Genomic DNA, 25,181 nt, shown 5'->3' on the forward strand with positions numbered 1-25,181 from the left:
GCTAGGCGGGGGCGACCGGCTTGATCGGCGTTCGCCCCCTGCCGAGCAGCCACAGCATCGCGCCGAGGGCGGCCACCTGGAGCGGCCAGCCCATCACGATCTTCGCGAAGCCGAGGGCGGCCACGGCCTCGTCGCCGCCGCCGAACAGCCACACGGGCAGCTGCACGGCCACCCTGACCACGCACGGGATCAGCAGCATCCAGGTCAGCTTGGTGCAGAGCCGGACGATGCCCGGATCCTTGTGCCAGGCCGTGGGGTCGCCGGTGACCGAGCCGATCAGGAACCCGACCACGGGCCAGCGGGTGACGATCGACAGCAGCATCGCGAGTGAGTAGCCGGCGTTCCACAGGATGCCGGGCAGGAAGTAGTCCTTCGCGTCGCCGGTGCGGCTGGCGAAGAACGCGCCGATGGCGATGCCGATCAGGCTGTTGATCACGAACTGCGGCGTCGACCGCTGCGCGATCCTGACCAGCAGCGGCACAACCGCCAGCGAGACGCTGATGATGAGCGACATCTTCAGGTCTTCGGTGAAGATCCATGACAGCGTGAACGCGATGGTCGGCACCGCCGCCTCGATGATGCCCCGCACGCCGCCGAACGCCTTGGCGAGCTGGGCTCGCACCGCCGCTTCGACGGTGTCGTGGGCGACCTCTTCCGCCTCGGCACTCACCTGATCAACTCCCTGGGCGCAGCTCGTAGCGAGGATTGAACATCACCTTGCGCCCGTCCTGCATGCTGACCAGGCCCTCTGCCTTGACGGTGCGCCCGGGCTCGATGCCCGCGATCTTGCGGCGGCCGAGCCACACCAGGTCGATCACGTCCGACCCGTCGTAGAGCTCGGCCTCAAGGGCGGGAGCGCCGCCTCTGGGTCGCAGTGTCACGGTACGTAGCGTACCGGCTACGCAGAAGCGACGCCGCCCGCCACACGAGACGATGGGGGTAGCGCCGACCTCGTCGACGTCTTCCCGTAGTTCTTGGGCTTCGATCTCGGACTGGGTGGAGGCCAGCCGACTGAAGAAACCGCGCAATCCCCCGCGTTTCGGAGGTTCTGCCGTACTCATGATGACTCAGCCTACGTGATAGGAACGGTCAGCGAATCTCGCTGATCTCGGGTCCTCGTTTGAACGGGTTGAGCCCCTGGCTCTCGTCCGTCTCGGCGCTCTGCTCGTTGGGGCGGCGCAGCGTGATCGCCTCCTCCCGGGCCATCGGCTCGGTGCCCCGTACGACCACGACATCCCTGACGAAGTCTAGGAGCACGTTCGCCACGTTCTCGTCGAGCGCGGCCCGGCCACTGATCATCGCCAGCAGGAACCAGCGTGGCCCGTCGATGCCGATGTAGCGGGCCTTGCGGGTGGCGTTGCCCTCGCCGACGATGTCGCCGAGCAGCTCGGGACCGAACGGGCCCTCCTGCTCGGCGAGGTCCTTGGCGCCCGACAGGATCTTGGCCCGGACCTCGTCCCAGAGGCCCATGGTCTTGGGCGCGGCGAGTGCCTGGAGCTGCAGCGAGCTCTCCTCGTACAGCACGACGACACCGACGTTCTGGTCACCCACCGAGGCCAGCCGCAGGTCGAAGTCGGGGTTGTGCGGCAGGCGCAGCCCGCCGAGATCGATCCTGTCGGTGTCGGGGTGGGGCTCGTCGGCGTCCCATGGGCCGGATTCGCGCATGGGGGCGGCGGAGGCCTTCTGCTCTGCCGCCTGATCCGGCTGCTCACGACGGCGACGTCGGAACACTGTGCTCACTCTCCCTGGTTAACGTCCTGTTGATCCGAAACCGCCGGTGCCGCGGGCCGAGCCGGGCAGCAGCTCCACCTCGGTGAACGCCGCCCGCTCGACGCGTTTGATGACCAACTGGGCCACCCGGTCTCCGCGGCTCAGGCGGAAGGGCTCCTTGGCGTCGGTGTTGATCACCGTCACCCTGATCTCGCCGCGGTAGCCGGCGTCGACCGTGCCTGGCGCGTTGACCAGCGTGACGCCGTACTTGGCGGCCAGGCCCGAGCGAGGGTGCACGAACGCGGCGTAGCCGTCGGGCAGCGCGATCGCGAGGCCCGTCCCGACCACGGCCCGCTGGCCGGGCAGCAGCTCGACGTCCTCGGCCGCGTAAAGATCGGCGCCCGCGTCGCCCGGATGGGCGTAGGACGGCACCGGCAACCCGTCGTCGAGTCGCTGGATGAGGACCTGCACGTCGGTCAAGGGTTCACCTCACGGTCGTGGTGCTCGGCGGCGATGCGCCCCCTCAGCCTCAAGGTACGCCCTTCCGCCCGCGCTCCGGTCGCACCAGACAGGCGGGTGGAGTGTCGGGCCACCGGGAAAAGGGAGAAGACCCCCGAACTCGGGCGTCCCTCGGTGAGGTGGTCACGGGTGACGAGATTACTCGCTGTCAGACGGACTATCGTCCTTGCCGCCCGAGCCCGGGGTCGGGGCTGGGATCGGGGCCTCGGTCGGGGCTGGGATCGGGGAGTCGGGTGGCCGGGCAGGGGCCGGCGGCAGGGCGATCGGTTTGTGCACCAGCTCGGGCAGCGCCCGGTAGATCACCGCCGCCACGGGCACGGCCACCGCCGCTCCCGCGATGCCGGCCAGGATGCCGCCGACGGCCAGCACGAGGATGATGGCCAGCGGGTGGAAGTTGAGCGCCCGGCCGACGATGAGCGGCTGGAGCACGTGGTTCTCCAGTTGCTGCTCGACGATCAGGATGCCGATGAAGATCAGCGCGTAGACGGGCCCCTTGGCGCCCAGTGTGACCAGGGTGGCGATCGTACCCGCGAAGAAGATGCCGACGATCGGGATGAAGCTGGCGAAGAAGATCAGCACCGCCAGCGGCGCCCAGAGCGGCACGCCCATGCCGGCCAGCACGATGCCCATGATCAAACCGTGCACGGCGGCGACCGCGACGGTGCCCTGCACGTAGTGGGAGAGCGTGGTCCAGGCGGCCCGGCCCGCCCGGTCGACCCGCGGCGACATCGAGCCGAACCCCCGCAGGAACCACGACCAGATCCGGTCCCCGTCCTTGAGCAGGAAGAACGTGACGAACAGCAGCAGCACGAGGGACGCGAGCACCTCGAAGGCGACGGCTCCGGCGGTCAGGACCGTACTCGTGATGGCCGTGCGCTGGGCGTTGACCATCGTCGCGATCTCGTCGACGTAGCTGGTGATCTGCGCCTCTTTGAGATGCAGCGGGCCGGTGATCAGCCAGTTCTGGACGTCGCGGGCGGTGGACTGGACCTGTTCGACCAGGTTGGGGAACTCCTCGGTGGCCCGCGCGCCGACCAGCCAGCCGGTGCCGATGAGCACCGCGAGCGCCACCAGCATGGTGATCCAGGTGGCGTAGATGGGGCGCATGCCCGCCTCGCGCAGGCTCCTGGTCAGCGGGAACAGCAGCGCGGTCAGTAACAGGGCGATGGCGACGGGCAGGGCCACGAAGCTGAGCCGCGCGATGCCCTGGACGAAGAAGTAGACGACCACGCCGACGAGGATCAGGCACAGGCACCAGGCGGCCATCTTGGCCAGCACGGGTGGCACGAGCTTGGTTGGGCGGTCAGTCAGCACTGTTCAAGACTGGCACGTGAGCGGAATGGATGCGCGCGGATAAAAGATCGGGTCTGGGCAACGGCATGATCACATGCGAACGTCATGCACATGAAGACCGTCGCGCTGGTTAAGGTGAGCGCCATCACCGCCGTGATCGCGTGTCTCGTCGCGGCCCCCGTGCCCGCCCTCGCCTCGCGCGGCGAGCCCGCCCTCGATGTGCTGTCCAGCCGCGCCGACCGGGTCAGCGGCGGCGACGCGTTGATCCGGGTGCAGGTGAGCCAGGGCATGCGGCTCAAGGTGCTGCGCAACGGCGAGGACGTCACCGCGGCGTTCAAGCCGGACCCCGGCGGTGCGTCGTTCAGCGGCCTGGTGACCGGGCTGATCGACGGCGACAACACGATCAAGGCGTTGGCCGGGCCGTTCAAAGAGACCCTGAAGTTACGCAACCACCCGATCGCTGGACCGATCTTCTCGGGGCCGCACCAGTACCCGTTCCTGTGCAAGACCGAGCGGAGCGGGCTCGGCCCGCCGGTCGCCGACAACCAGGACGGCCAGGGCATGCGCACCACGGGCGGGTGGAGCAGGGACTGCTTCGCGCCGGTGCTGACGGAGCGGCTCTACCGCTCGACGGACGGCACGTTCAAGACGATGCCCGCCGAACGTCCCGCGGACATGTCGACCACCACCACGATGGACGGCCGGACGGTGGACTTCGTGGTGCGCCGCGAGCGCGGCGTGATCAACCGCTTCCTCTACTCCATCGCGATGCTGGAGGACGGCTACAACGGCCGGGCGATCTACCGCTTCGACGGCGGCGTGGGGATCGGCCACGACCAGGGCACGCTCGGCGGCAGCGCGCTCGACGTGTACGGCCTGGGCAAGGGCTACGCGATCCTGTACTCGTCGGGCACCCGCACCTCGACGCACTACAACCTGATCCTGGGCGGCGAGACCGCGCTGATGGTGAAGGAGCGGTTCATCGAGCGGTACGGCGTGCCGCTCTACACGGTCGGCGTGGGCGGCTCGGGCGGGGCACTCCAGCAGTACATCTACGGGCAGAACTACGGCACCGAGGTGATCGACGCGGCGATCCCGCAGTATTCCTATCCCGACATGGTCACCCAGACCATCCACGTCGGCGACTGCGAGCTGCTCGAACGGTACATGGACCACAACCCGCGCTGGGCGTCCTGGGACTCGCGGACCGCGCTGATCGGGATGAACGCCAGCGACACCGTGGACAACCCCTACACCGGCAAGCCCGGCTCCGACGAGTGCGTCAAGGGCTGGCGTGGGCTCACCCCGCTGACCATGAACCCGCTGTGGAGCTCCAGCAACGATCCCGAGTGGGCCAAGATGGACCCGCCCGGCGTCAAGGACACGGTCCAGTGGACGCACTGGGACGACCTGCGCGAGGTCTACGGCGTCGCCCCCGACGGCTACGCCCGCTCCACCTGGGACAACGTCGGCGTCCAGTACGGCTTGGGTTCGCTGGTGAAGGGCCTGATCACGCCCGCGGAGTTCCTCGACGTCAACGCGCGTGCCGGCTCCTGGAAGGAGTCGAAGGACATGGTGCAGGAGGGCTGCCCGTTCACCCCCTCCCTCTGCCAGGATCCGGCCCAGTTCGACCCGTGGAGCGCCCGCAACCAGCAGACGGGGGACCCGGCTCCGCGGCGTACCGGCGACCCGATCGCGATCAAGAACGTGGAGCGCAGCGGGCTGGTGTTCAAGGGCGACATCGCCATCCCGGTCATCGACTGGCGCCACTACCTCGAAGACCAGCTCGACATGCACGACGCGCACCAGTCGTTCGTCTCACGGCAGCGGATGCTGAACTACGACGGCAACGCCGGCAACCAGGTCATCTGGTTCACCGACGCCCGCCCCGACGGGCCGGCGTTCGACCAGACGCCCGAGGCGCTGCGGGTGATGGACCAGTGGATGGCCAACCTCCGCGCCCGCCCGTGGCGCGGGGTGGCGGGCAACAAGCCCGCCGCGGCCGTGGACCGCTGCTTCAGCACCACCGGGGCGCAGATCGCAGCCGGCCCGCACGTGTGGGACGGCATCCTGGACCACCACGCCGCCGGCGCCTGCACCGCGCGCTTCCCGCTGTACTCCACCTCGCGCGTCGTGGCGGGCGGTCCGCTGGAGGGCGGCGTCTACAAGTGCCGCCTGCAGCCGGTGTCCAGGGCCATCGCCCGCGGCCTGTACGGCTCGTGGCGCCCCTCCCCCGAGGAGCGGTCCCGCCTTGAGGCGATCTTCCCCTCGGGGGTCTGTGACTACTAGCGGCTACTGCTCGAGCGTGACCTCGACGGCGAACTCGGGACCGTCGTCGAGGACGAACTCCTCGACGTTGCCCGCGCCGCACAGGTCGTCCTGCGCCAGCCGTACCAGGGCGATCTCGGGGCCGGACACGGTGAGGCGGGAGACCTCGGCGCGCATCGACAGCTTGACCGCGGACTTGGCCTTGCGGATCCGCGCGAGCACGTCGGAGGCCACGGTGAGCACCGCCGGGTCACCCGCGCCCGCCGGCACCGACGGCCAGGCCGCGCGGTGGACCGAGCCGGGACGCCACCAGGACCAGACCTCCTCCGTGACGAACGGCAGGAACGGCGCGAAGAGCCGCAGCAGCACGTCGAGCGCCTGGCGCAGCGCCGCGTGCGCCGAGGCGGCCGCCGGGCCGCTCTCGTAGGCCCTGGCCTTGACCAGCTCCAGGTAGTCGTCGCAGAACGCCCAGAAGAAGCGCTCGGCGGCCTCCATCGCCCGGGTGTAGTCGTAGCCCTCGAACGCCTGGGTGGCCTCCTCGACCACGGCCGAGAGCTGGGCCAGCATCGCCAGGTCGAGCGGCTCGGTGACCGCCGCCTCGGTGTCCGGGAAGCCGAGCACGAACTTCGAGGCGTTGAGGATCTTGATGGCGAGCCGCCGGCCGACCTTGATCTGCCCGGTGTCGAAGGCCGTGTCGGTGCCGGGCCGCCCGCTGGCCGCCCAGTAGCGGATCGCGTCGGAGCCGTACTCCTCCAGCAGCCCGAGCGGCGTCGTGACGTTGCCCTTGGACTTGGACATCTTCTTGCGGTCGGGGTCGAGGATCCAGCCCGCGATGACCACGTCGCGCCACGGCAGCGTGCCGAACTCCTGGTGCGCCCTGACCACGGTGGAGAACAGCCAGGTGCGGATGATCTCGTGCGCCTGCGGCCGCAGGTCCATCGGGAAGACCCGGCCGAACAGGTCGGGATCCCGCTCCCAGCCGCCGGCGATCTCCGGCGTGAGGGACGAGGTCGCCCAGGTGTCCATGATGTCGGGATCGCCCATGAAGCCGCCCGGCACGCCCCGCTGGTCCTCGGTGTAGCCGTCGGGCACCTGCGAGGAGGGGTCCATCGGCAGCAGGTCCTCCGGCGGGACCAGCGGGCGGGAGTAGTCGGGCTCGCCCGACTCGTCCAGCGGGTACCAGACGGGGATCGGCACGCCGAAGAAGCGCTGCCGGGAGATCAGCCAGTCGCCGGCCAGCCCGCGCACCCAGTTGTCGTAGCGCACCTTCATGTGCGGCGGGTGCCAGCGCAGCTCGGCGCCCCGGTCCAGCAGCCGTTCGCGCAGCTCCGGGTCGCGCCCGCCGTTGCGGATGTACCACTGACGGGTGGTGACGATCTCCAGCGGGCGGTCGCCCTTCTCGTAGAACTTCACCATCCGCCGCGTGGGGCGCGGGTCGCCGTCCAGGTCGCCCGACTCGCGCAGCAGCTCCACGACGCGTTCGCGCGCGCTGTGCACGGTCTTGCCGGCCAGTTCCTTGTACGGCTCCTGCTCGACGCCCTCGGGCGGCTCGGGCAGCAGGCGGCCGTCCTTGCCGATGATCGGCCTGGTCTCCAGCGCCAGCTCCCGCCACCAGGTGACGTCGGTGATGTCGCCGAACGTGCAGACCATCGCGATGCCGGAGCCCTTGTCCGGCTCGGCCAGGTGGTGGGCCAGCACCGGCACCTCGGCGCCGAACAGCGGCGTCAGCACCGAGGTGCCGAACAGCGGCTGGTAGCGCTCGTCGTCGGGGTGCGCCACCAGGGCCACGCAGGCGGGCAGCAGCTCGGGCCTGGTCGTCTCGATCCAGACCGGCCCCTTCTCGCCGTAGAAGGAGACCCGGTGGAAGGCTCCCGGCCACTCACGGTCTTCGAGCTCGGCCTGGGCGACGGCGGTGCGGAAGGAGACGTCCCACAGCGTGGGCGCCTCGGCCATATAGGCCTCGCCGCGCGAAAGGGTGCGCAGGAAGGCCCGCTGCGAGGCGGCCCGCGCCCCGGCGTCGATGGTCGCGTACGTCATCGACCAGTCGACGGACAGCCCCAGCCGCCGCCACAGCTCCTCGAACGCCTTCTCGTCCTCGGCGGTCAGCCGCTCGCACAGCTCGATGAAGTTGCCGCGCGAGACGGAGACCTGCCGCTTGGGGTCGGGCTTGGCCGGAGGTGTGAAGTCGGGGTCGTAGGGCACCGAAGGGTCACAGCGGACGCCGAAGTGGTTCTGCACCCGGCGCTCGGTGGGCAGGCCGTTGTCGTCCCACCCCATGGGATAGAAGACCTCGCGCCCGCGCATCCGCTGGAAACGGGCGATGGTGTCAGTGTGCGTGTAGGAGAAGACGTGACCGACGTGGAGGGAGCCGGAGACGGTGGGAGGCGGCGTGTCGATCGAGTAGATCTGCTCGCGCGTCTTGGACCTGTCGAACCGGTAGGTACCGTCCTCTTCCCAGCGCGCTACCCATACCTGCTCCAAGCCGTCGAGAGTGGGTTTTTCCGGCATGGCGGCATGGCGTAGTCGCTGCTGATTCATGCCTCCATATGGTACGGCTTCACCGGCCTGGGAGGCGTTGCAGACTAGTGTTCGTTACAAAGCGGAAGGAGACGTTCGGATGGCAGACGACAAGCCCGACCTCGCCTGGCGGGTCATCGGCGGTCTGGTCGGTTTGGTCACCGCCTGGGCGGCGCGCAAGATCCTCGGGTTCGTCTGGGTGAAGGCCACCGGCAAGGAGCCGCCGATCGACACCGACTCACCCGAGGTCAGCATGGGCGAGGCGATCGGTTACGCCGTGGTGATGGGCGTCGGGATGTCCGTGGCGCAGATCGTGGTCAACCGGACCGCCAAGAAGCGTTATGAGGCGTGGAAGACGGTGAAGCAGGTGACTCCAGGGCATTGAGAAACTCTCCGGCCCAGCGGTCCACGTCGTAGGTGGCGACCCGGCGGCGCATCGTCCGCATCCGCCGGGACAGCTCGTGCGGCGTGGCCCGCATCGCCGTCATCATCTGCCGCTTGACGTCCTCGACGTCATAGGGATTGACCAGGTACGACTGCCGCAGCTCATCGGCCGCCCCGGCGAACTCACTGAGCACGAGCGCGCCCCGCAGGTCGTGGTGGCAGGCGACGTACTCCTTGGCCACCAGGTTCATCCCGTCACGCAGCGGCGTGACCACCATGACGTCGGCGGCCAGGTAGAGCGCGGCGAGCTCCTCTCGCCCGTACGACTGGTGGAAATACTGGATCGGCTGCAGGCCGAGCATCGCGTGCTCGCCGTTGATCCGGCCGACCTGCAGTTCGATGTCGTCGCGCAACCGGCGGTACTCCTCCACCCGTTCGCGCGAAGGCGTGGCGATCTGCACGAACACCGCCTCGTTGGGCTTCAGCCGCCCCTCCTTGAGCAGCTCGCCGAACGCCTCCAGCCGTAGCCCGATGCCCTTGGTGTAGTCGAGCCGGTCCACGCCGAGCAGCACGTGCTCCGGGTCGCCGAGCTCGGCCCTGATCTCCTTGGCGCGGGTCATGATGTGCTCCTCGCGCACCATGCTGTCGAGCTCGCCGAAGTCCACCGAGATGGGGAACGCCTGCGTGGTCACGATCCGGTCGTCCAGGAAGATCTCGTTCCCCTTGTACGGCAGGCCGAGCAGCCTGCGGCACAGCCGCCGGAAGTTCGAGGCGCCGCCGGGCAGCTGGAAGCCCACCAGGTCGGCCCCGAGCAGCCCCTCGACGAGTTCCTTGCGCCAGGGCAGCCGCCAGAACAGCTCGACCGGCGGGAACGGGATGTGCAGGAAGAAGCCGATGCGCAGGTCCGGCCGGAGCTTGCGCAGCATGGCGGGGACGAGCTGGAGCTGGTAGTCCTGCACCCAGACGACCGCCCCCTCCTCGGCCGCCTCGGCCGCGGCCTCGGCGAAGCGCTGGTTGACGGCGCGGTAGGCGTCCCACATGCCGCGCTCGAACACCGGCGGCGCCACCACGTCGTGATAGAGCGGCCAGAGTGTGGCGTTGGAGAAGCCCTCGTAGTAGAGCTCCACCTCACTGGCCGAGAGCGGCACCGGGATCAGGCTCATGCCGTCCTGGTCGAACGGCTCCAGGCGCTCGTCGGCGGCGCCGTGCCAGCCCAGCCAGGCGCCGTGCCGGCGCTGCATGACAGGAGCGATGGCGGTCACGAGCCCGCCTGGGCTCCTGCGCCATGAGGCCGTCCCGTCCGGCTCGACCGTTCGATCCACCGGCAACCGGTTCGCGACGATCATAAACGAGTTACGGCCACTCACCCAGGTCCTCCTAGACTCCATCCTTCGCGAGCCGCAGGACGCGGCTCACGGCGGCGCCCACCCGCTCGGGCTTCGCTTGGGAGAGAATCGCCGCGACATGGGCGTCCGGCCTGACGATCCAGACCTCGCCCCGCTCCACACCCAGCGTCTCCGCCAGGTCTCCGGAGCGGTCCAATGCCGCGAACTCCCGCACGGCGAGCGGCGCCGTAGTGACCTTGCCCAGGACCTGCGCAAACAAACGTGAATCGCACATATCGCCCAATAGGACAAGGATTCCGGCCCGGCAGAATTCGCGCAGCCGGCCGCCGCCCGGAAGCGGAACATCGGGCAGGACCACCCCGGGAGCGGGCGCCGGACTCGCCCCCTTGGGGGGCCGGCCCCCGAACGGACGCCTCGGGTCGGGCGTGGTGAGCGGTGAGTCGACGTACCAGTACGGCTCGGCGAACCGGCCGGAGTCGATCTCCTCGGGCACGCCGCTCTCCAGCGCCGCCCGCCGGCGCGCCCGCTCCCCCTCGGTCCTCGGCGCCAGGAAGCGCATGGTGGCGCCGGTCACCTCCAGGTTCTCCAGCGCGGCCGCGTGCCGCTCGATGTGGTACGTCTCCAGCAGCTCCTCCGGGGACCAGCCGTGAGCGACGAAGGCCAGCTTCCAGGCGGCGTTCTCGGCGTCGGGCACGCCGGAGTTGAGGCCCCGGGCGCCGAAGGGGGCCACCAGATGGGCGCAGTCACCGGCCAGCAGCACCCGGCCCGCCCGCATGCGGGAGGCGATGCGGGAGTGGAAGCGGTACGTGGTCCGCCAGAGCAGGTCATAGTCCCGCTCACCAATGATTTGCCTGATTTTTCGCGAAATATCGGCTTCTGTTGGGGTGTAGTCCGGCGGGACCTGCCAGTCGATGCGGAACGTCGATCCGGGGCAGGGGTGGATGAGGACCTGCCTGCCGGGGTTCCACTCGGGGTCGAAGTAGAAGCGCCTCTCGTGCTCCCAGCCGGGCAGGTCGGCCCTGATGTCGCAGATGAGGAACTGGTCGTCGAAGGTCTCCCCGTCGAAGGTGACGCCCAGCGCCCGGCGTACCGGCTGGGCCTTGGCGCCCGCGCAGGCCAGCACGTAGGGGGCGCGCAGCACCCGCTCCCCGCAGCGGACCGTGACGCCCTCGGCGTCCTGGGTCAGGCCGGTGACCTCGTGGTCCCAGCGCACCTCGATGAGCGGCTGGGCGGCGATGGCGTCGTCCAGGATCCGCTCGGTGCGCGACTGCGAGATGTTGACGCACGGCGGCAGCGGGCCCTGGCCGCCGAACGTCCACGAGAACAGCTCGCGGTCCCGGTAGTAGGTGCGGGCGGTGGTCCAGGCCAGGCCCTCCTCGGCGATCCGGCCCGCGCCGACGGCCGACCAGATGTCGAGCACGTCCCGCTGCTGGCAGATGGACCTGGAACCCGTGGCGGCGCGCGCGGGACTCCGGTCGAGGACGAGCACGGGCAGTCCCCAGCGGGCCAGCAGCAGCGCCGCCGTCTGCCCGACGGGCCCGGCCCCGATGACGATGACCGCGGCGGTCGCGTCCCCGCCCCCGACGCTCGTCCCGCTCTCAGCGCCGGGACCGATCCCAGAGCCGGTGCCGGTCATGACTGGAGCTGCTCCCAGACCGCGCGGTCGCGTTCGGCCGTCCAGATGACCGGTCGTTCGACGCCGTCGAGCTCGTCCCACAGCCGGGAGACGTTGAACGGCAGGCAGTGCTCGAAGATGGGCCAGGCGCCGTAACGGGGTTCGAGCGCCCGGTGGGTGTTCGCGAACGCCTCCTTCAGCGTGCCGCCGCCCTCGTGGGCCCGGCCGACCTCGCGCAGCATCACGGCCAGGAAGTCGCGGGTCTGCGCGATGGCCGCCTCCACCCCCCGCGCGCCGCGGGCCACGGCTCCCCTGCCGCCCACCAGCGTCTCCGCGCCGAACGCGGCGACCCGGTCGAGCGTCGTGGTGGACCAGTCGCGGTGGAAGGCGTCGCCGGTGTAGAGGGCGGCCTGCGACTCGACCAGGTCGCCGGCGAACATGATGCGCCGCTCCGGCAGCCAGGCCACCAGGTCGCCCTCGGTGTGCCCGCGCCCGCAGTAGGCCAGCACCAGGTCGCCGCGCCCGCCGCCGAGCGCGATGGTGAACCGGTCGCTGAACGTCGCCGTGGGCCACGTCAGGCCGGGGATGGAGCCGGGCTCCTTGAACAGCCGGGGCATCCGGGCGTACTCGCTGGCCCAGTCCTCGGCGCCGCGTTCGGCGATCAGCTCTCTGGTCTTGTCGTGCGTGACGATCACGTCGGCCCCGAACGCCGAGGCGCCCAGCACCCGTACCGCGTGATAGTGCGACAGCACGAGGTATCTGATCGGCTTGTCCGTGTGCTCGCGCAGCCGCGCGAGCCACTCGCGGGCGGCGACCGGGGTGGCCAGCGCCTCGAAGCAGACCAGGAAGTCCTCGCCCTCGATCGCGCCGACGTTCGGGTCGCCCTCGGCGGTGAGCGCGTAGACGCCCTCGGCCAGCACTTCCAGCGACTGCCGCTTCTCGCCGCGATCGGCGGACGAGGCGAACGGCTTGACCATGGTTTCCTCCCGTTCAGGCGTACCTCGGGGGGTTCCGTCCGTCTCTTGACAGGGATCGGGCCGGACGGTGAAGTGTTTACCGAACATTCGGTCAGTTGACAAGGGAGACTTGCGTTGGAGAGCGCGCGCCGCATGATGGACGCCGACACCGCCTCCGCGGCCCTGGGCATCGAGCTGACGGAGCTGGGGGCCGGCCGGGCGGTGTGCCGCATGAAGGTCACCGAGCGGATGATCAACGGGCACGCGCTGTGCCACGGCGGCTACGTCTTCCTGCTGGCCGACACCGCGTTCGCCTGCGCGTGCAACAGCCACGGCCCGGTGACGGTCGCGGCCGGCGCGGAGATCACCTTCGTGGCGCCGGCCCACGCGGGCGACGTGCTGGTGGCCGAGGCCGCCGAACGCACTCGCTACGGGCGGAGCGGCATCTACGACATCACGGTGAAGAAGGATGACGGCGAGGTGGTCGCGGAGTTCCGTGGCCGCAGCAGGGAGATGCGATGAGACTCGGCGCCGCCCCTCGGCCCGGAGAGCTCGACCCGATCGAGCGGGTGTCGCGCGACGAGCTCATGGCGCTCCAGCTGGAGCGCCTCCAATGGACACTCCACCACGCATACCAAAATGTACCGAAATATCGGCAGAAGTTTGATGAGCACGGCGTCCACCCCGCCGACTGCGAGGAGCTCGGCGACCTGGCGAAGTTCCCCTTCACCACGAAGCAGGACCTGCGCGACTGCTACCCGTTCGGCATGTTCGCCGTGCCACGGGAGCGGGTGGCGCGGGTGCACGCCTCCAGCGGCACCACCGGGCAGCCCACGGTGGTCGGCTACACGAAGAACGATCTCGACATCTGGGCCGAGGTCATGGCCCGCTCGATCCGCGCCTCTGGCGGGCGGCCCGGCGACATCGTGCACATCTCCTACGGCTACGGCCTGTTCACCGGCGGCCTGGGCGCCCACTACGGCGCCGAGCGGCTGGGCTGCACGGTGATACCGGTCTCCGGCGGCATGACGCCCCGCCAGGTGCGGCTCATCGCCGACTTCCGGCCGGACGTCATCATGGTCACGCCGTCGTACATGCTGGCGCTGCTCGACGAGTTCGACCGCCAGGGCCTCGACGCCCGCGCGTCCTCGCTGCGGATCGGCGTCTTCGGCGCCGAGCCGTGGACCGAGGAGATGCGCGCGGAGATCGAGGACCGCTTCGACCTCGACGCCGTCGACATCTACGGCCTGTCGGAGGTGATGGGCCCCGGCGTGGCCAACGAGTGCGTCGAGTCCAAGGACGGCCTGCACGTCTGGGAGGACCACTTCTACCCCGAGACCGTCGACCCGTTCACCGGGGCCCCGGCCGAGACGGGCGAGCTGGTCTTCACCAGCCTCACCAAGGAGGCGCTGCCGATCATCCGCTACCGGACCCGCGACCTGACCCGGCTGCTGCCCGGCACCGCGCGGCCGGCGTTCCGGCGGATGGAGAAGGTGACGGGCCGTACCGACGACATGATCATCCTGCGCGGGGTGAACGTCTTCCCGACCCAGATCGAGGAGATCGTGCTGCGCGTGCCGGGACTGTCGCCGCACTTCCAGGTGCACCTCACCAGGCCGGGGCGGCTCGACGTAATGACGGTGAAGGTCGAGGCGCGGCGGGGCCTTGAGGCGGGCACAGAGGCCCGCGCAGCGGCCGGGGAGGCGGTGCGCCGGGCCGTCAAGGACACGATCGGCGTGCAGGTCGAGGTCGAGGTGGTGGACCCGGAGACGCTGGAGCGCTCGGTGGGCAAACTCCGGCGAGTCATGGATGAGCGGGATACTTAGCCATATGGCGACCAGTACGACCCGCCGGGGAAAACGCGGACACGATCCCGAGTCCGTGCTCGCCATCGCCGTGGACGTGTTCAACGAGCGCGGCTACGACGGCACCAGCATGGAGGACCTGGCCAGGGCGCTCGGCGTCACCAAGTCGGCGATCTACTACCACGTGCCCGGCAAGGAGCAGCTGCTGGCGCGGGCGCTGGACCGGGCGCTCGGCGGCCTGTTCGCGATGATCGCCGACGAGCGCGCCACCTCGGGCCCGGCGATCGCCCGCCTGGAATGGGTGATACGGCAGAGCGTCCGCATCCTCGTCGACCACCTGCCGTACGTGACGCTGCTGCTGCGCGTGCGGGGCAACAGCGCGACCGAGCAGGCGGCGCTGGAGCGGCGGCGGGAGATCGACAGGTTCGTCAGCCACCTGGTCAAGGAGGCGGCGGCGGCCGGCGGCATCCGGCCCGACGTGGACCCGTCGCTGGTGACGCGGCTGCTGTTCGGCACCGTGAACTCGATCACCGAGTGGTACCGGCCGCCGCGCGGCGGATCGGCGGACGACCTGGCCGACGCGCTGCTCAAGATGACGTTCGACGGGTTGCGGGTCTAACCCTGGTCCAGCTCCCGCGACCGGCCGCCGGGCGGCAGCTTGCCGCGTAGGTCCTCGCGGATGGCCTGGCCCAGCTTCTTGGTCGCGATCCGGTTGAGCGCGCCGCCGGCGACGGCGCCGGTGAGGAACGGGCCCAGCGTGGTCAGGTGACGCCCGAGGGTGCGCAGGAGGCGGTTGCGCACGGCGGTCTTGGTGGCCGCGCCGAGGGCGAGTGAGACGGAGGCGGGGCTGAGGGGGTCGACACCGCGCTGCTTGGCCCAGGCCGCGGCGAAGGCGGCCGCGCGCTGGGTGCCGGTGCCCTCGACGCGCACGCCGTAGACCTCGTGCAGTTCGGCCAGCAGCTTGACCTCGATGGCGGCCACCACGATCGTCTCGGCGACGAGCTGCGCGGGGGCGGAGAGGAGAAGGGGTGGTGCCGCGAACTCGGCCGCGGCGAGCGCTCCGCCGATGGCGCCTACCGTCATGGTCGCCTTTTGGGCGGTGCGCACCAGGTCGTCGGCGAGTTGCTCGCCGGTCAGTCCGTGATGATGCTCGGAAAGCGTGTGCAGATCTCTGATGGGGATGCGGGGCGCGATGTTCATGAACACATCCGCCAGCCAGCGTCCGCGCCCGACCCCGGTCTCACGCGCCTTGTTCGCGCCAGAGGCCAGAGTGCGGGCTAGACGGCCGAGCAGCCGACGCCGCTCGGCCGGCTCCAGCTCACCGGGGTCGGCGAGCCTGCCTACGAGCTCGCCGACCTCTTGATCGGGGTCGGCGATCTCGTTTCCTGGTTGCCGGTCCTTCTCAGGTGCGGCCACGCGGAGCCTCCTTCGTCAGGCGGCGCACTCCCGGCACACCTGCTGGCCGTTCTTCTCAGACGCCAGCTGGCTGCGGTGATGCACCAGGAAGCAACGCGAGCAGGTGAACTCGTCAGCCTGGCGCGGGATCACGCGCAGGCTCAGCTCTTCGTTCGACAGGTCTGCACCGGGTAGTTCGAGCGACTCGGCCAGATCCGTCTCATCGATGTCGATGCTGCCCGACGACTTGTCGGTACGCCGCGCCTGGAGCTCCTGGAGGCTGTCTTCCCCCAGGTCGTCGTCCGTCTTGCGCGGGCTGTCGTAATCGGTAGCCATTGTGCTTGCTCCATCCCCCTCATCTATAAGTCTTCGCGCTCATCGCGCGTCTTCTAACGTCCAGGAGCCTCATCTTGTGCCCGTTCCGCCGGGGGAATTTTTGCATCGGTACCCAGCAGGAAGGAAGCACGAACCTCCCAACACGTCAGGGCCTGCTGCCATCGCCAATGGTTAGCCAAATATGGCCAAACCCACAGCCTTGGCGGCATGCACCACCGTGTTCGACGGCACATCCAACCACATGTGCGGCGAGAACGAGACGCCCGCCGTGGTGCAACACGCCGGATCAGCGGCTCGGCAGCCGAATGGTCACCACAAGTCCTCCGCCCTCCCGAGGCACGGCGGTCACATTTCCACCGTGAGCCTGCACAACAGCACGAACGATGGACAGCCCCAGCCCTGATCCCTTGGCCGAATCCACGCGGTCCGCGTGGAGCCTCCTGAAGGGCTCGAACAGGGTGTTCACCTCGTACGCCGGGACGTGCTGCCCCGTGTTGGCCACCTGAACAACCAGTGCCCCGTCCACCATTCCCGTTCGGATCCATACTTTTCCGTTTTCTGGAATGTTGTACTTGATGGCGTTCTCGAGCAGGTTGCTCACCGAGCGCTCCAAGAGCACCGGATCGCCTATGGTAGGCGCGCTGACCAGTTCGGTGGTGATGGTTACAGAGTTATCTTCGGCGAATGGAGTCACCTGCTCGACGGCCGTCTGGGCGACCTCCTGGACGTCCAGCGGCTTGCGTACCGCCAGCTCGCGTTCGCTCCTGGCGAGCAGCAGCAGACCCTCGATGAGCTTCTCGTTGCGCGCGTTGACTTCGAGCAGGGTACGCCCCAGCGCTTTGAGATCTTGCGACGCCTCGGGATCCGACAGCGCGATCTCCAGGACCGTCCTGTTGATGGTCAACGGGGTCCGCAACTCGTGCGAGGCATTGGCGACGAACCTGCGCTGGGTGTCGAAAGCGAGATTGAGCCGGGTGAGCATGGCGTCGAAGGTGTCGGCCAGCTCCTTCAGCTCGTCGTCCGGGCCCTCCAGGTCGATGCGCTGATGGGCCAGAGTGCTCTCGGAGAGCTTCTTGGCCGTGGCCGTCATCTGGCTGACCGGCCGCATCGCCCGGTCGGCGACGAAGTAGCCGAGGATCACCGCGAGGATGCCGACGCCCGCCAGCGCCATCAAGGAGCTCTGCAGCAGCGCGTCACGGGCGCTGGCGACGGTCTGGTCCTTCGCGGCGTACCACCGCGCGTGCACGATGGCCGCGTCGATGGCGTCGATGTTGTCGGTGTTGAGCTCCGGCCACACGACGTTGATCGCGGTGCCGACGATGACGTACATGGAGACGAGGAGCACGGCCGCGGCCACGAAGAACAGCGAGCCGTAGGTGATGGTGAGCCGCCATCGAATGCTCAGCCTGCCCGGCAGCGCCTTGACCCGCTCCATCGTGGTGCGTTGCGGCCGGGTGTACGACGGTGGCGGCGGGCCGTCCCAGACGGGCGGCCCGCTCGGCGGCGGGACCGGCGGCATCAGCTTGCTCCGCGACACCGCCCGCTCCGAATGGGGGCTGATCATCGGGTGCGTCGGCATAGCCTCGCGCTCCGGCCGTTCTGTCACAATTTGTATCCCACTCCGGGCACCGTCTCGATCACCTGCGGATCGCCAAGCTTCTTGCGCAGCGTCATCATCGTCACCCGCACCACGTTGGTGAACGGGTCGATGTTCTCGTCCCACGCCTTGTCCAGCAGGTCCTCCTGGCTGACGACGGCGCCCTCCGCCCGCATCAGCTCTTCCAGGACCGCGAACTCCTTCTTCGTGAGGACGATCTCCTTGCCCTCACGCTCGACCAGCCGCTTGCCCGGGTCCAGCCGGACCCCGCCCCGCTCCAGAACGGGCGGCAGCGCGGGCGCGGATCGGCGGCCGAGCGCGCGCACCCGGGCGACCAGCTCGACGAAGACGAACGGCTTGGCCAGGTAGTCGTCGGCCCCCAGGCCGAGCCCCTCCACCTTGTCGTCGACGTCACCGGACGCGGTCAGCATCAGGATGCGCGAGGCCGTACGCTGCTCCACCAGACGGCGGCAGACCTCGTCCCCGTGCACCACCGGCAGATCGCGGTCCAGGACGATCACGTCGTAGTCGATGTAGGAGGTGCGCTCCAGCGCGCCACCACCGTCATAGGCCACGTCCACCGCCATGGCCTCGCGCCGCAGACCGGTCGCGATCGCGTCGGCGAGCACTCGCTCGTCCTCTACAACCAGCACTCGCACGACTGGCACCTCTCTCCGGATCCGCTGCCTCATTCTGCCCACACCTGCGATAAGCGCACGGTAAGGCATGTGCGGCGGCTGTGCTGCAAGGCACAGCCAAATTCATGTTTTGGTATGCGACAGGCCGGGGTATGCCTGGTGGACACCCATCGCCGTGTGCCTCGTTGGGTGCCACGCGCGCTGGGCGCTTCGCCCCGCAACCCCTGAAGAGAGTAGGTGAGATGGGCGAGTTCACGACCACGATCGAAAGCCGCCTCGACCAGGCTTACAAGGGCCTCCGGGAGGCCCGGTGCGCCGGGGACGACTTCCTCGCCGACACCCTCACCGCCGAGATCGAGGACCTGCGCCGCCTGGCGGATGACAACGGCGTCTCGTTGCCTCATTGATCGGTGCCTGATGTGACAGAACGGCCGGAGCCCTGGAGAGGGGCTCCGGCCGTTTCGCGCCGTCACGTCACGGCGTCAGGCGTCGCGTTGCGGATCCAGCGGTACGAGCAGGTCGTGCAGCTCCTCGAACAGCCCCCGCGCCGCGCAGAGAACGAAGTCGTTGCTGTACGGCCTGCCGTTCAGCCCGCCGATCCTGGCCCCCGCCTCGGTCGCGACCAGCCCGGCCGCGGCGAAGTCCCAGTAGTTGGTGCCCCGCTCGTAGTAGGCGTCCACCCGGCCCGATGCCACCGAGCAGAGATCGACGGCGCAAGAGCCGCCCCGCCTGATGTCGCGTACCCGCGGCAGCACCGACGCCAGCACCTGGGCCTGTACGGCCCGGCGTTCGCGCAGGTAACCGAAGCCGGTCGCGACCAGCGCCTGTGACAGCGGCACGCCGGTGTTGCAGCGCAGCCGCTCGCCGGCGAGCCAGGCGCCGCCACCGAGCGAGGCGGTGAACACCTCGCCGCGCGGCACCACGTTCACCACGCCCGCGACGATCTCGCCGCCCACCTCGACGGCGATCGACACCGCCCACTCGGGCAGGCCGTACAGGAAGTTGACCGTGCCGTCGATGGGGTCGACGATCCAGCGCACGCCGGAGCCGCCGGCCGCCTCGCCGCCCTCCTCGCCCAGGATGCTGTCGTCCGGCCTGGCCTCCAGCACGCGGGCGCGGATGAGCCGCTCCGAGGCCGTGTCCAGGGCGGTGACCACGTCGGTGGGGCTGGACTTGGTCTCGACGACCTCCGACATCGTGGGCCGCTTGGCGAGCAGCATGTCGCCCGCCTCGCGCGCGATGTCCTCGGCCAGTTCGAGCAGAGCCCGTCGATCGTTCATCACGCCACCGAGTCCGGGCGCTTCCACTCCTGGCCGAGCACGTGCTGGGCGAGGAAGGCCAGCACGGTCTCGTACCAGGCGACGGCGTTGCCGGGTTTGAGTATCCAGTGGTTCTCGTCGGGGAAGTACAGGAACTTCGACTCGACGTTGCTGCGCTGCAGGTCCCACCACAGACGCAGGGCCTCGCCGATCGGCACCCGGTAGTCCTTGTCGCCGTGGATGACGAGCATCGGGGTGGTGATGTCGCCGAGCCCGTGGTGCGGGGAGAGCTTGGCGTAGCGCTCGGAGCCGGGCGCGCCGAACTCGCGCTGCCAGTACATGGCCGCGTCGGTGGTGCCGGCGAACTGGTCGAGGTTCCACAGGGCGGCGTGGGTGACGAGGGCCTTGTAGCGGTCGCTGTGGCCGGCGATCCAGTTGGCCATGTAGCCGCCGTACGAGCCGCCCATCGCGCCGATCCGCTCGCCGTCGATGTCGTCCCTGGCCACGGCCACGTCCACGATCGCGTCAAGGTCGGCGAGCGTGCGCGGGCCCCAGTCGCCCCAGCCTCGCTCGATCATCTCCTGACCATAGCCGGTGGACAGGCACGGGTCCGGGAGCAGGACGGCGTAGCCGTGCTGGGCCATGATCCAGGCCTGCCAGCGCCACTGCCAGTCGTTCCACGAGGCGACGGGGCCACCGTGGATCCAGAGCAGGAACGGCGCCGGGCTGGCGGCCGAGGCGCCCTCGGGCAGCACGAGCCAGCCGCGGATCGTGGCGCCGTCGTCGGCCGTCGCGGAGATCTCGGTCAGCGTGCCGGGCACCTCGGGGCGCGGGGCGGGCGAGGGCAGGTCGGTGATCTCGCCGGTGGCGGTGTCGATCCTGGCCGGGCCGGGGGCGCGGTCGACGCCGCTGTGCAGCGCGTAGACGAACCGGCCGTCGGCCGAGGGGTTGAGCCCGAGATAGGCGGCGTCGTCCTGGGTCAGCCGGGCGACCTCCCCGTCCAGCGGCACCCGGAAGATCGGGCGGCGGCCCTGGTGGTCGGCCACGAGGTAGACGGCCGACGAGTCGGGCGCCCACTCGACGTCCATCGGGAACAGGTCGGGCGCGTAACCGCGGGCCTCGCCGGTGGCCAGGTCGCCGATCCACAGCTCGTTGCGGACGGAGACCTCGATGCCGCCGACGCGCTCGCGGACGCAGGCGACGCGGGTGCCGTCGGGCGAGATCGCGAGCGGGCCGCCGAAGTCGTGGCCCTCGTCGGTGAAGAGCGTGCGCCGCTCGCCGGTGGCCACGTCGATGGCGACCAGGTCGACCCGCTGCTCGCCGCCCGGGAGGAAGGTACGCCAGGTCGCGACCACGGTGGCGCCGTCAGGTGTGAGCGCGAAGGTGACGTCGCGCAGCGCCTCGCCCGGGTCGGGAGTGAGGTCGCGCACGTCCTCCAGCCGGTCGCCGCCGAGCTTCGCGGCGAACAGCCGGGTACGTCCCGGGCCGAGGTCGTGGTCCCAGTAGCGGATCGGGTAGCTCTCGTGCAGGATCGCGCTGATGCCGGCGTCCTTGCGCGCCTTGCGGCGCTCCTCCTCTGCCGCCTCCTCTCCGGTGAGCACGTCGGAGGCGAACACCACCACGTCGCCGGCCGTACGGAAGGCGCCGATGCCGCCGGGCCGGGCGGCCACCTGCCGGGCCTCGCCGCCGGAGCGGGGCAGCAGCCACAGCGCGGCCACCTCGTCGGTGGCGTCCTTGACGGTCGGGTCGGGACGGGCCGAGGTGAACAGCACATCGCCCGCGCCGGTGAACTCCGCCGCGCTCTCACCCTTGGCCGAGCGGGTCAGCCGGTACGGCTCGCCGTCGACTGGGATCGCCCAGAGCGCGGTGCCGTACGACTTGCCGTCGGGATTGAGGGACTGGACCGCGGAGACCAACCGGGAACCGTCGGGCGAGAGCTTCAGCGAGAGAACCCGGGGGATGGCAACGTAATCACGAATATCGTCGAATGCGCTCACTCCATCGAACCTACCTGCTTGTTGCCCCCCTCCGTGAGCCAAGCGACGGCACTTCCTCCCTCGCGGGCGAGGGCGGTCCCTAGCGGGAATAGGGTTGGTACGTGGGGACTTACGACGCTCTGCTGGTGCTGTCGTTCGGGGGGCCCGAGGGTCCTGACGACGTGCTGCCGTTTCTGGAGAATGTGGTGCGCGGCCGAGGGGTGCCGCGTGAGCGGCTGCTGCAGGTGGCCGAGCACTACCAGGGGTTCGGCGGGGTCAGCCCGATCAACGGCCAGAACCGCGAGCTCATCGAGGCGCTGCGACCCGTGGTCGGTGTGCCCGTCTACTGGGGCAACCGCAACTGGCACCCGTTCGGCGAGGAGACCGTCCTGCGGATGAAGGACGACGGGGTCCGCAAGGCGGCGGTGTTCGCCACCTCGGCCTTCGCCGGATACTCCAGCTGCCGCCAGTACTACGAGGACATCGCCAGGATCTCCGTCAAGGGCGGCCCCGAGCTGGTCAAGATGCGGCACTTCGGGGAGCATCCGGGGTTCGTGGCCGCGATGGCCGACCACGTCCGGCAGGCGCTCGACCGGCTCGGCCGCGACGACGCCCGGCTGGTGTTCACCGCGCACAGCGTGCCGGTCTCGATGGCGCGCACCGCGGGCCCGTACGGCGGCCTCTACGAGGCGCAGTTGCGCAGGAGCGCCGAGCTGGTCAACGCGGCGCTGGGCCGCACCCAGCCCTGGGACCTGGTGTGGCAGTCGCGCAGCGGGCCGCCCGAGGTGCCGTGGCTGGAGCCGGACGTCTGTGACCACCTGCGCAAGACCGACGCCCGGTCGGTCGTGCTGGTGCCGATCGGGTTCGTCTCCGACCACATGGAGGTCGTCTACGACCTCGACACCGAGGCCAGGCAGGTCGCCACCGAGCTGGGCCTGCCCATGGAGCGGGCCGCGACGGCGGGCGTCCACCCGGCCTTCGTCCGCATGGTCCGCGAGCTGATGGACGAGCCCGAGCCGCAGCCCTGCGCGCTCACCTGCTGCCCGCCGCCCCGGCGGCGTCAGGTGTAGGCGCGGGCGTACGCCTCGGCGATGCCCATCACCTTGTTCACGTAGTCCCAGGAGTGGTTGTAGAACCAGATCGACTTGCGGAGCTTCTGGCCGCCCTGGCCGGCGCCGTTGGCGCAGAGGTACTTGGCCGCCGCGGGCACCGCGTCGTACGGGCTCCAGATGTCGGCCTTGCCGTCGCCGTCGCCGTCCACCCCGTAGTGCTTCCAGGTGGCGGGCATGAACTGCATCGGGCCGAGCGCGCCCGCGCTCGACGGGCCGTTGTTGCGGCCGTGCCCGCTCTCCACCTGGCCGATCGCCGCCAGCACCGTCCAGGACAGGCCGGGGCAGTGGGTGGCTGAGGCTTTGTAGAGGTCGAGGTAGCTGCTCGGCCGCCCGACGTTGACCTGCTGCTGCGGAGTGGCCGTGGCCGTCTGCTTCGGTTTCGCCTTGGGACGCGCGCCCAGCGTCACGACCTGGGCGCCCTTGCCGAGCAGCTTGCGTACGCCCGGCTCGCTGATGGCGGACTTGCCGTGCAGCAGCACCGCGACGCCCGGCGCCAGGCCGAGCGCCTTGCCCATGTCGGCGCCCACCAGGCCGTCGATCCCCGTCAGGCCAAGCGTGGCCGAGGCCGCGACGCGCAGCCGGGGGCCGCCGTCCACCTGGTACTCGGCGCCCAGGATCATGCCGAGCCTGCGGACCGTGGCGGTGTCGGCGACCAGTTCGCCCCTGGACAGCGCGCTCCACACGGCGGGCTGGTCGGCGACGGCCTTGGGCGTCCAGGAGCGGAAGTCGGCCGGGTCGACGGCGAGCAGGTTCAGGCCGGTGCCGGACACCTTGACGGAGCCCGCGTCGACGACGGCCACCTTCTGCACGTGCTTGAGCTTCGCCAGGGCGAAGCGGGTGGGCTTGGGCACCTCGGCGCGGGCGATCGCGAGCACGCGGGGCGGGGTCGGGGTGACGCTGGGGCCGCCCTCGCCGAAGTCCTTCACCGGCTCGGTGGTGGGCACGATCTTGTCCAGACCGGCGGTCTGCTGCTGCGGCTTCTGGGCTGGTTTCTGCGCTTTCCGTACCGGCTGCTTGTCGGCCGTACTGGCGAAAAGGTCGTCCCGCGTGGACAGCGCCACCCCCACGGCCACGACCGAAACGGCCATGACCGAGGCGATCACGATCAGGACGGCACGGAAGGAGGGAAGACCGGACACCCGGCACACGTTAGCCGAGTTGCCGGAAAAATCACTTGCTGTCCGGTCAGCGCGTGCGTAAAGGTTGGGACGCACTTGGGGAGGGGAACAGACGTGGTCGGGCCTTACCGGGGGTTGTTCAACGGGCCCGGCGTCAAGGGATTCGTGCTGGCCGGCTTCATCGGCCGGATGCCGATGTCCATGCTCGGCATCGGCATCGTCCTGCTGATCTCCGGCCTCACCGAGTCCTACGCGACCGCGGGCGCCGTCGCGGCCACCACCAACGTCTCCTTCGCGGTGGCCGCCCCTTTGACCGCGCGGCTGGTCGACCGGTTCGGGCAGGCCCGGGTGATCGTGCCCTTCTCGATCGTGAACGGGCTCTCGCTGGCCGCGCTCATGCTGTCCGCGGGCTTCGGGCTGCCCGAATGGACCTTGTACGCCGCCGGGCTGGCGGTCGGCGCGACCTCCCTGTCCCTGGGCGGGATGGTGCGGGCACGCTGGTCGACCCTGCACGCCGGCTCGGCCAAGCTGCACACGGCGTTCGCGTTCGAGTCCGTCGCCGACGAAATGATCTTCGTTGCCGGGCCCGCGCTGGTCACCGTGCTGGCCACGGCGGTCAACCCGTACATGGGACTGCTCGTAGCGCTGATCTGCATGCTCGGCGGATCCCTCGCGCTCGCGGCGCAGCGGCGCACCCAGCCGGCGGTGCGGCCGGGTGACGGCGGCGGTGGGGCGGCCATCCTGATCCCGGGGATCGCCCTGCTGTCCTGCGTCTACCTGGCACTGGGAGCGGTGTTCGGGTCGATCGACCTGATCACGGTGGCCTTCGCCGAGGAGCACGGGGTCAAGGGTGCCTCCGGGTTCCTGCTGGCCGCCATCGCGGGCGGGTCGATGGTGTCGGGGCTCTGGTTCGGCTCGCGGCACTGGCGGCTCTCGCTGCGCCGCCGGTTCGTGCGGGCGCTCGGGCTGCTCGTGGTGGGACTGCTGCCGATCATGTTCATCGGTGACGCGCGGATCATGGCCTTCGGCCTGTTCCTCGCCGGGCTGTCGATCTCGCCGACGCTCATCACCGGCTTCTCGCTCACCGAGCGGCTCGTGCCGTCCGCGGTGCTCACCGAGGGGCTGGCGTGGATCTCCACCTCGATCGGATTCGGGGTGGCGATCGGGGCCTGGGCCGGTGGGCGGCTCACGGAGGCGTTCGGGGCGTCCAACGCGTACGGCTTCACGCTCGCCGCCGCGGCGGTCGCGGTCGTCGTGGGCATCGGAGGTTCGGGTTTGCTGAGACTTCCCGAGGCGCCTTCACCTGCCGGGAACTGATCCGCTACCGTCGGGACAAC

Annotated in this window: 24 protein-coding genes; 8 read left to right on the forward strand and 16 right to left on the reverse strand. The window is 70.0% G+C overall.

Annotated elements, in window-relative coordinates; all coding sequences use genetic code 11:
* Position 1 precedes the first annotated feature (1 nt).
* The 5 genes from ACGFNP_RS23935 to ACGFNP_RS23955 form a co-directional block, all read right to left on the reverse strand.
* Complete coding sequence (locus ACGFNP_RS23935; RefSeq protein ID WP_393322120.1) at positions 2-670, reverse strand: DUF3159 domain-containing protein; 669 nt, start codon at positions 668-670, stop codon at positions 2-4.
* 4 nt (positions 671-674) lie between these two features.
* On the reverse strand, positions 675-1,061 hold the full coding sequence (locus tag ACGFNP_RS23940) for an OB-fold nucleic acid binding domain-containing protein (RefSeq protein ID WP_214635894.1): 387 nt from the start codon (positions 1,059-1,061) through the stop codon (positions 675-677).
* A 28-nt stretch (positions 1,062-1,089) separates the two neighbouring features.
* Positions 1,090-1,740 carry a DUF3710 domain-containing protein gene (locus ACGFNP_RS23945; RefSeq protein WP_393322123.1) on the reverse strand — a complete coding sequence of 217 codons (651 nt, stop codon included), beginning with the start codon at positions 1,738-1,740 and terminating at the stop codon, positions 1,090-1,092.
* Between the two features lie 9 nt (positions 1,741-1,749).
* Positions 1,750-2,190 (reverse strand): dUTP diphosphatase, encoded by a 441-nt coding sequence (gene dut / locus ACGFNP_RS23950; RefSeq protein WP_358314705.1) that lies wholly within the window; start codon positions 2,188-2,190, stop codon positions 1,750-1,752.
* A 177-nt stretch (positions 2,191-2,367) separates the two neighbouring features.
* Positions 2,368-3,543, reverse strand: a complete 1,176-nt coding sequence (locus tag ACGFNP_RS23955; protein ID WP_358314708.1) for an AI-2E family transporter — start codon at positions 3,541-3,543, stop codon at positions 2,368-2,370.
* Positions 3,544-3,633: 90 nt separating this feature from the next.
* On the opposite strand from ACGFNP_RS23955, the gene ACGFNP_RS23960 reads away from it, so the two are divergent.
* Positions 3,634-5,811, forward strand: coding sequence for a DUF6351 family protein (locus ACGFNP_RS23960; protein ID WP_358314711.1), 2,178 nt, complete (start codon positions 3,634-3,636; stop codon positions 5,809-5,811).
* Positions 5,812-5,814: 3 nt separating this feature from the next.
* On the opposite strand, the gene valS is transcribed toward ACGFNP_RS23960, so the two are convergent.
* Complete coding sequence (gene valS / locus ACGFNP_RS23965) at positions 5,815-8,328, reverse strand: valine--tRNA ligase (protein WP_358314713.1); 2,514 nt, start codon at positions 8,326-8,328, stop codon at positions 5,815-5,817.
* A 79-nt stretch (positions 8,329-8,407) separates the two neighbouring features.
* Between valS and ACGFNP_RS23970 the strand changes: the two genes are divergently transcribed.
* Positions 8,408-8,692, forward strand: a complete 285-nt coding sequence (locus tag ACGFNP_RS23970) for a DUF4235 domain-containing protein (RefSeq protein WP_358314716.1) — start codon at positions 8,408-8,410, stop codon at positions 8,690-8,692.
* Here the strand turns inward: ACGFNP_RS23970 and ACGFNP_RS23975 are convergent.
* Genes ACGFNP_RS23975 through ACGFNP_RS23985 form a run of 3 tightly spaced genes read right to left on the reverse strand, consistent with a single transcriptional unit; the run spans position 8,625 to position 12,629 of the window.
* A complete protein-coding gene (locus ACGFNP_RS23975) occupies positions 8,625-10,058 on the reverse strand; it encodes a trehalose-6-phosphate synthase (protein ID WP_393322129.1) in 1,434 nt (477 codons plus the stop codon). The two genes, ACGFNP_RS23970 and ACGFNP_RS23975, sit on opposite strands and share 68 nt — an antisense overlap.
* A gap of 10 nt (positions 10,059-10,068) precedes the next feature.
* The gene (locus tag ACGFNP_RS23980) at positions 10,069-11,673 is read right to left on the reverse strand and encodes an FAD-dependent monooxygenase (RefSeq protein WP_393322132.1); all 1,605 of its coding nucleotides are present in this window, start codon (positions 11,671-11,673) and stop codon (positions 10,069-10,071) included.
* Positions 11,670-12,629: an MBL fold metallo-hydrolase gene (locus ACGFNP_RS23985; protein ID WP_393322135.1), complete on the reverse strand. Its 960-nt coding sequence runs from the start codon at positions 12,627-12,629 to the stop codon at positions 11,670-11,672. The genes ACGFNP_RS23980 and ACGFNP_RS23985 overlap by 4 nt, the downstream gene beginning before the upstream one ends.
* A 132-nt stretch (positions 12,630-12,761) precedes the next feature.
* Here ACGFNP_RS23985 and paaI point away from each other — a divergent pair, with 132 nt between their 5' ends.
* The 3 genes from paaI to ACGFNP_RS24000 are packed head-to-tail and all read left to right on the forward strand — an operon-like array spanning position 12,762 to position 15,032.
* A complete protein-coding gene (gene paaI / locus ACGFNP_RS23990) occupies positions 12,762-13,130 on the forward strand; it encodes a hydroxyphenylacetyl-CoA thioesterase PaaI (protein ID WP_393323646.1) in 369 nt (122 codons plus the stop codon).
* The gene (gene paaK, locus ACGFNP_RS23995; RefSeq protein ID WP_358314728.1) at positions 13,127-14,434 is read left to right on the forward strand and encodes a phenylacetate--CoA ligase PaaK; all 1,308 of its coding nucleotides are present in this window, start codon (positions 13,127-13,129) and stop codon (positions 14,432-14,434) included. The genes paaI and paaK overlap by 4 nt, the downstream gene beginning before the upstream one ends.
* A gap of 4 nt (positions 14,435-14,438) precedes the next feature.
* Complete coding sequence (locus tag ACGFNP_RS24000; RefSeq protein ID WP_393322139.1) at positions 14,439-15,032, forward strand: TetR/AcrR family transcriptional regulator; 594 nt, start codon at positions 14,439-14,441, stop codon at positions 15,030-15,032.
* On the opposite strand, the gene ACGFNP_RS24005 is transcribed toward ACGFNP_RS24000, so the two are convergent.
* The 4 genes from ACGFNP_RS24005 to ACGFNP_RS24020 form a co-directional block, all read right to left on the reverse strand.
* A complete protein-coding gene (locus tag ACGFNP_RS24005; RefSeq protein WP_358314734.1) occupies positions 15,029-15,829 on the reverse strand; it encodes a hypothetical protein in 801 nt (266 codons plus the stop codon). The genes ACGFNP_RS24000 and ACGFNP_RS24005 overlap by 4 nt on opposite strands.
* 15 nt (positions 15,830-15,844) lie before the next feature.
* Positions 15,845-16,144, reverse strand: coding sequence for a DUF4193 domain-containing protein (locus ACGFNP_RS24010; RefSeq protein WP_020542847.1), 300 nt, complete (start codon positions 16,142-16,144; stop codon positions 15,845-15,847).
* A gap of 286 nt (positions 16,145-16,430) precedes the next feature.
* Positions 16,431-17,723: a HAMP domain-containing sensor histidine kinase gene (locus ACGFNP_RS24015; protein ID WP_358314737.1), complete on the reverse strand. Its 1,293-nt coding sequence runs from the start codon at positions 17,721-17,723 to the stop codon at positions 16,431-16,433.
* A 23-nt stretch (positions 17,724-17,746) separates the two neighbouring features.
* Entirely contained in the window at positions 17,747-18,400 is a 654-nt protein-coding gene (locus ACGFNP_RS24020; RefSeq protein WP_214635884.1) for a response regulator transcription factor, read from the reverse strand.
* A 221-nt stretch (positions 18,401-18,621) separates the two neighbouring features.
* On the opposite strand from ACGFNP_RS24020, the gene ACGFNP_RS24025 reads away from it, so the two are divergent.
* Positions 18,622-18,786, forward strand: a complete 165-nt coding sequence (locus ACGFNP_RS24025) for a hypothetical protein (protein ID WP_358314740.1) — start codon at positions 18,622-18,624, stop codon at positions 18,784-18,786.
* A gap of 75 nt (positions 18,787-18,861) precedes the next feature.
* On the opposite strand, the gene ACGFNP_RS24030 is transcribed toward ACGFNP_RS24025, so the two are convergent.
* Together ACGFNP_RS24030 and ACGFNP_RS24035 are read right to left on the reverse strand one after the other, a co-directional pair.
* Complete coding sequence (locus ACGFNP_RS24030; protein ID WP_393322145.1) at positions 18,862-19,659, reverse strand: inositol monophosphatase family protein; 798 nt, start codon at positions 19,657-19,659, stop codon at positions 18,862-18,864.
* Entirely contained in the window at positions 19,659-21,635 is a 1,977-nt protein-coding gene (locus ACGFNP_RS24035; protein WP_393322148.1) for a prolyl oligopeptidase family serine peptidase, read from the reverse strand. Before ACGFNP_RS24035 ends, ACGFNP_RS24030 begins: the two co-directional genes overlap by 1 nt.
* 101 nt (positions 21,636-21,736) lie before the next feature.
* Here ACGFNP_RS24035 and ACGFNP_RS24040 point away from each other — a divergent pair, with 101 nt between their 5' ends.
* Positions 21,737-22,684: a ferrochelatase gene (locus ACGFNP_RS24040; protein ID WP_214635880.1), complete on the forward strand. Its 948-nt coding sequence runs from the start codon at positions 21,737-21,739 to the stop codon at positions 22,682-22,684.
* On the opposite strand, the gene ACGFNP_RS24045 is transcribed toward ACGFNP_RS24040, so the two are convergent.
* Entirely contained in the window at positions 22,675-23,865 is a 1,191-nt protein-coding gene (locus tag ACGFNP_RS24045; protein WP_393322153.1) for a lytic transglycosylase domain-containing protein, read from the reverse strand. The genes ACGFNP_RS24040 and ACGFNP_RS24045 overlap by 10 nt on opposite strands.
* Positions 23,866-23,958: 93 nt before the next feature.
* On the opposite strand from ACGFNP_RS24045, the gene ACGFNP_RS24050 reads away from it, so the two are divergent.
* Complete coding sequence (locus ACGFNP_RS24050) at positions 23,959-25,161, forward strand: MFS transporter (RefSeq protein WP_358314752.1); 1,203 nt, start codon at positions 23,959-23,961, stop codon at positions 25,159-25,161.
* Positions 25,162-25,181: the final 20 nt, after the last annotated feature.

The organism is Nonomuraea sp. NPDC049269 (assembly GCF_043197155.1).
GTDB lineage: Bacteria > Actinomycetota > Actinomycetes > Streptosporangiales > Streptosporangiaceae > Nonomuraea.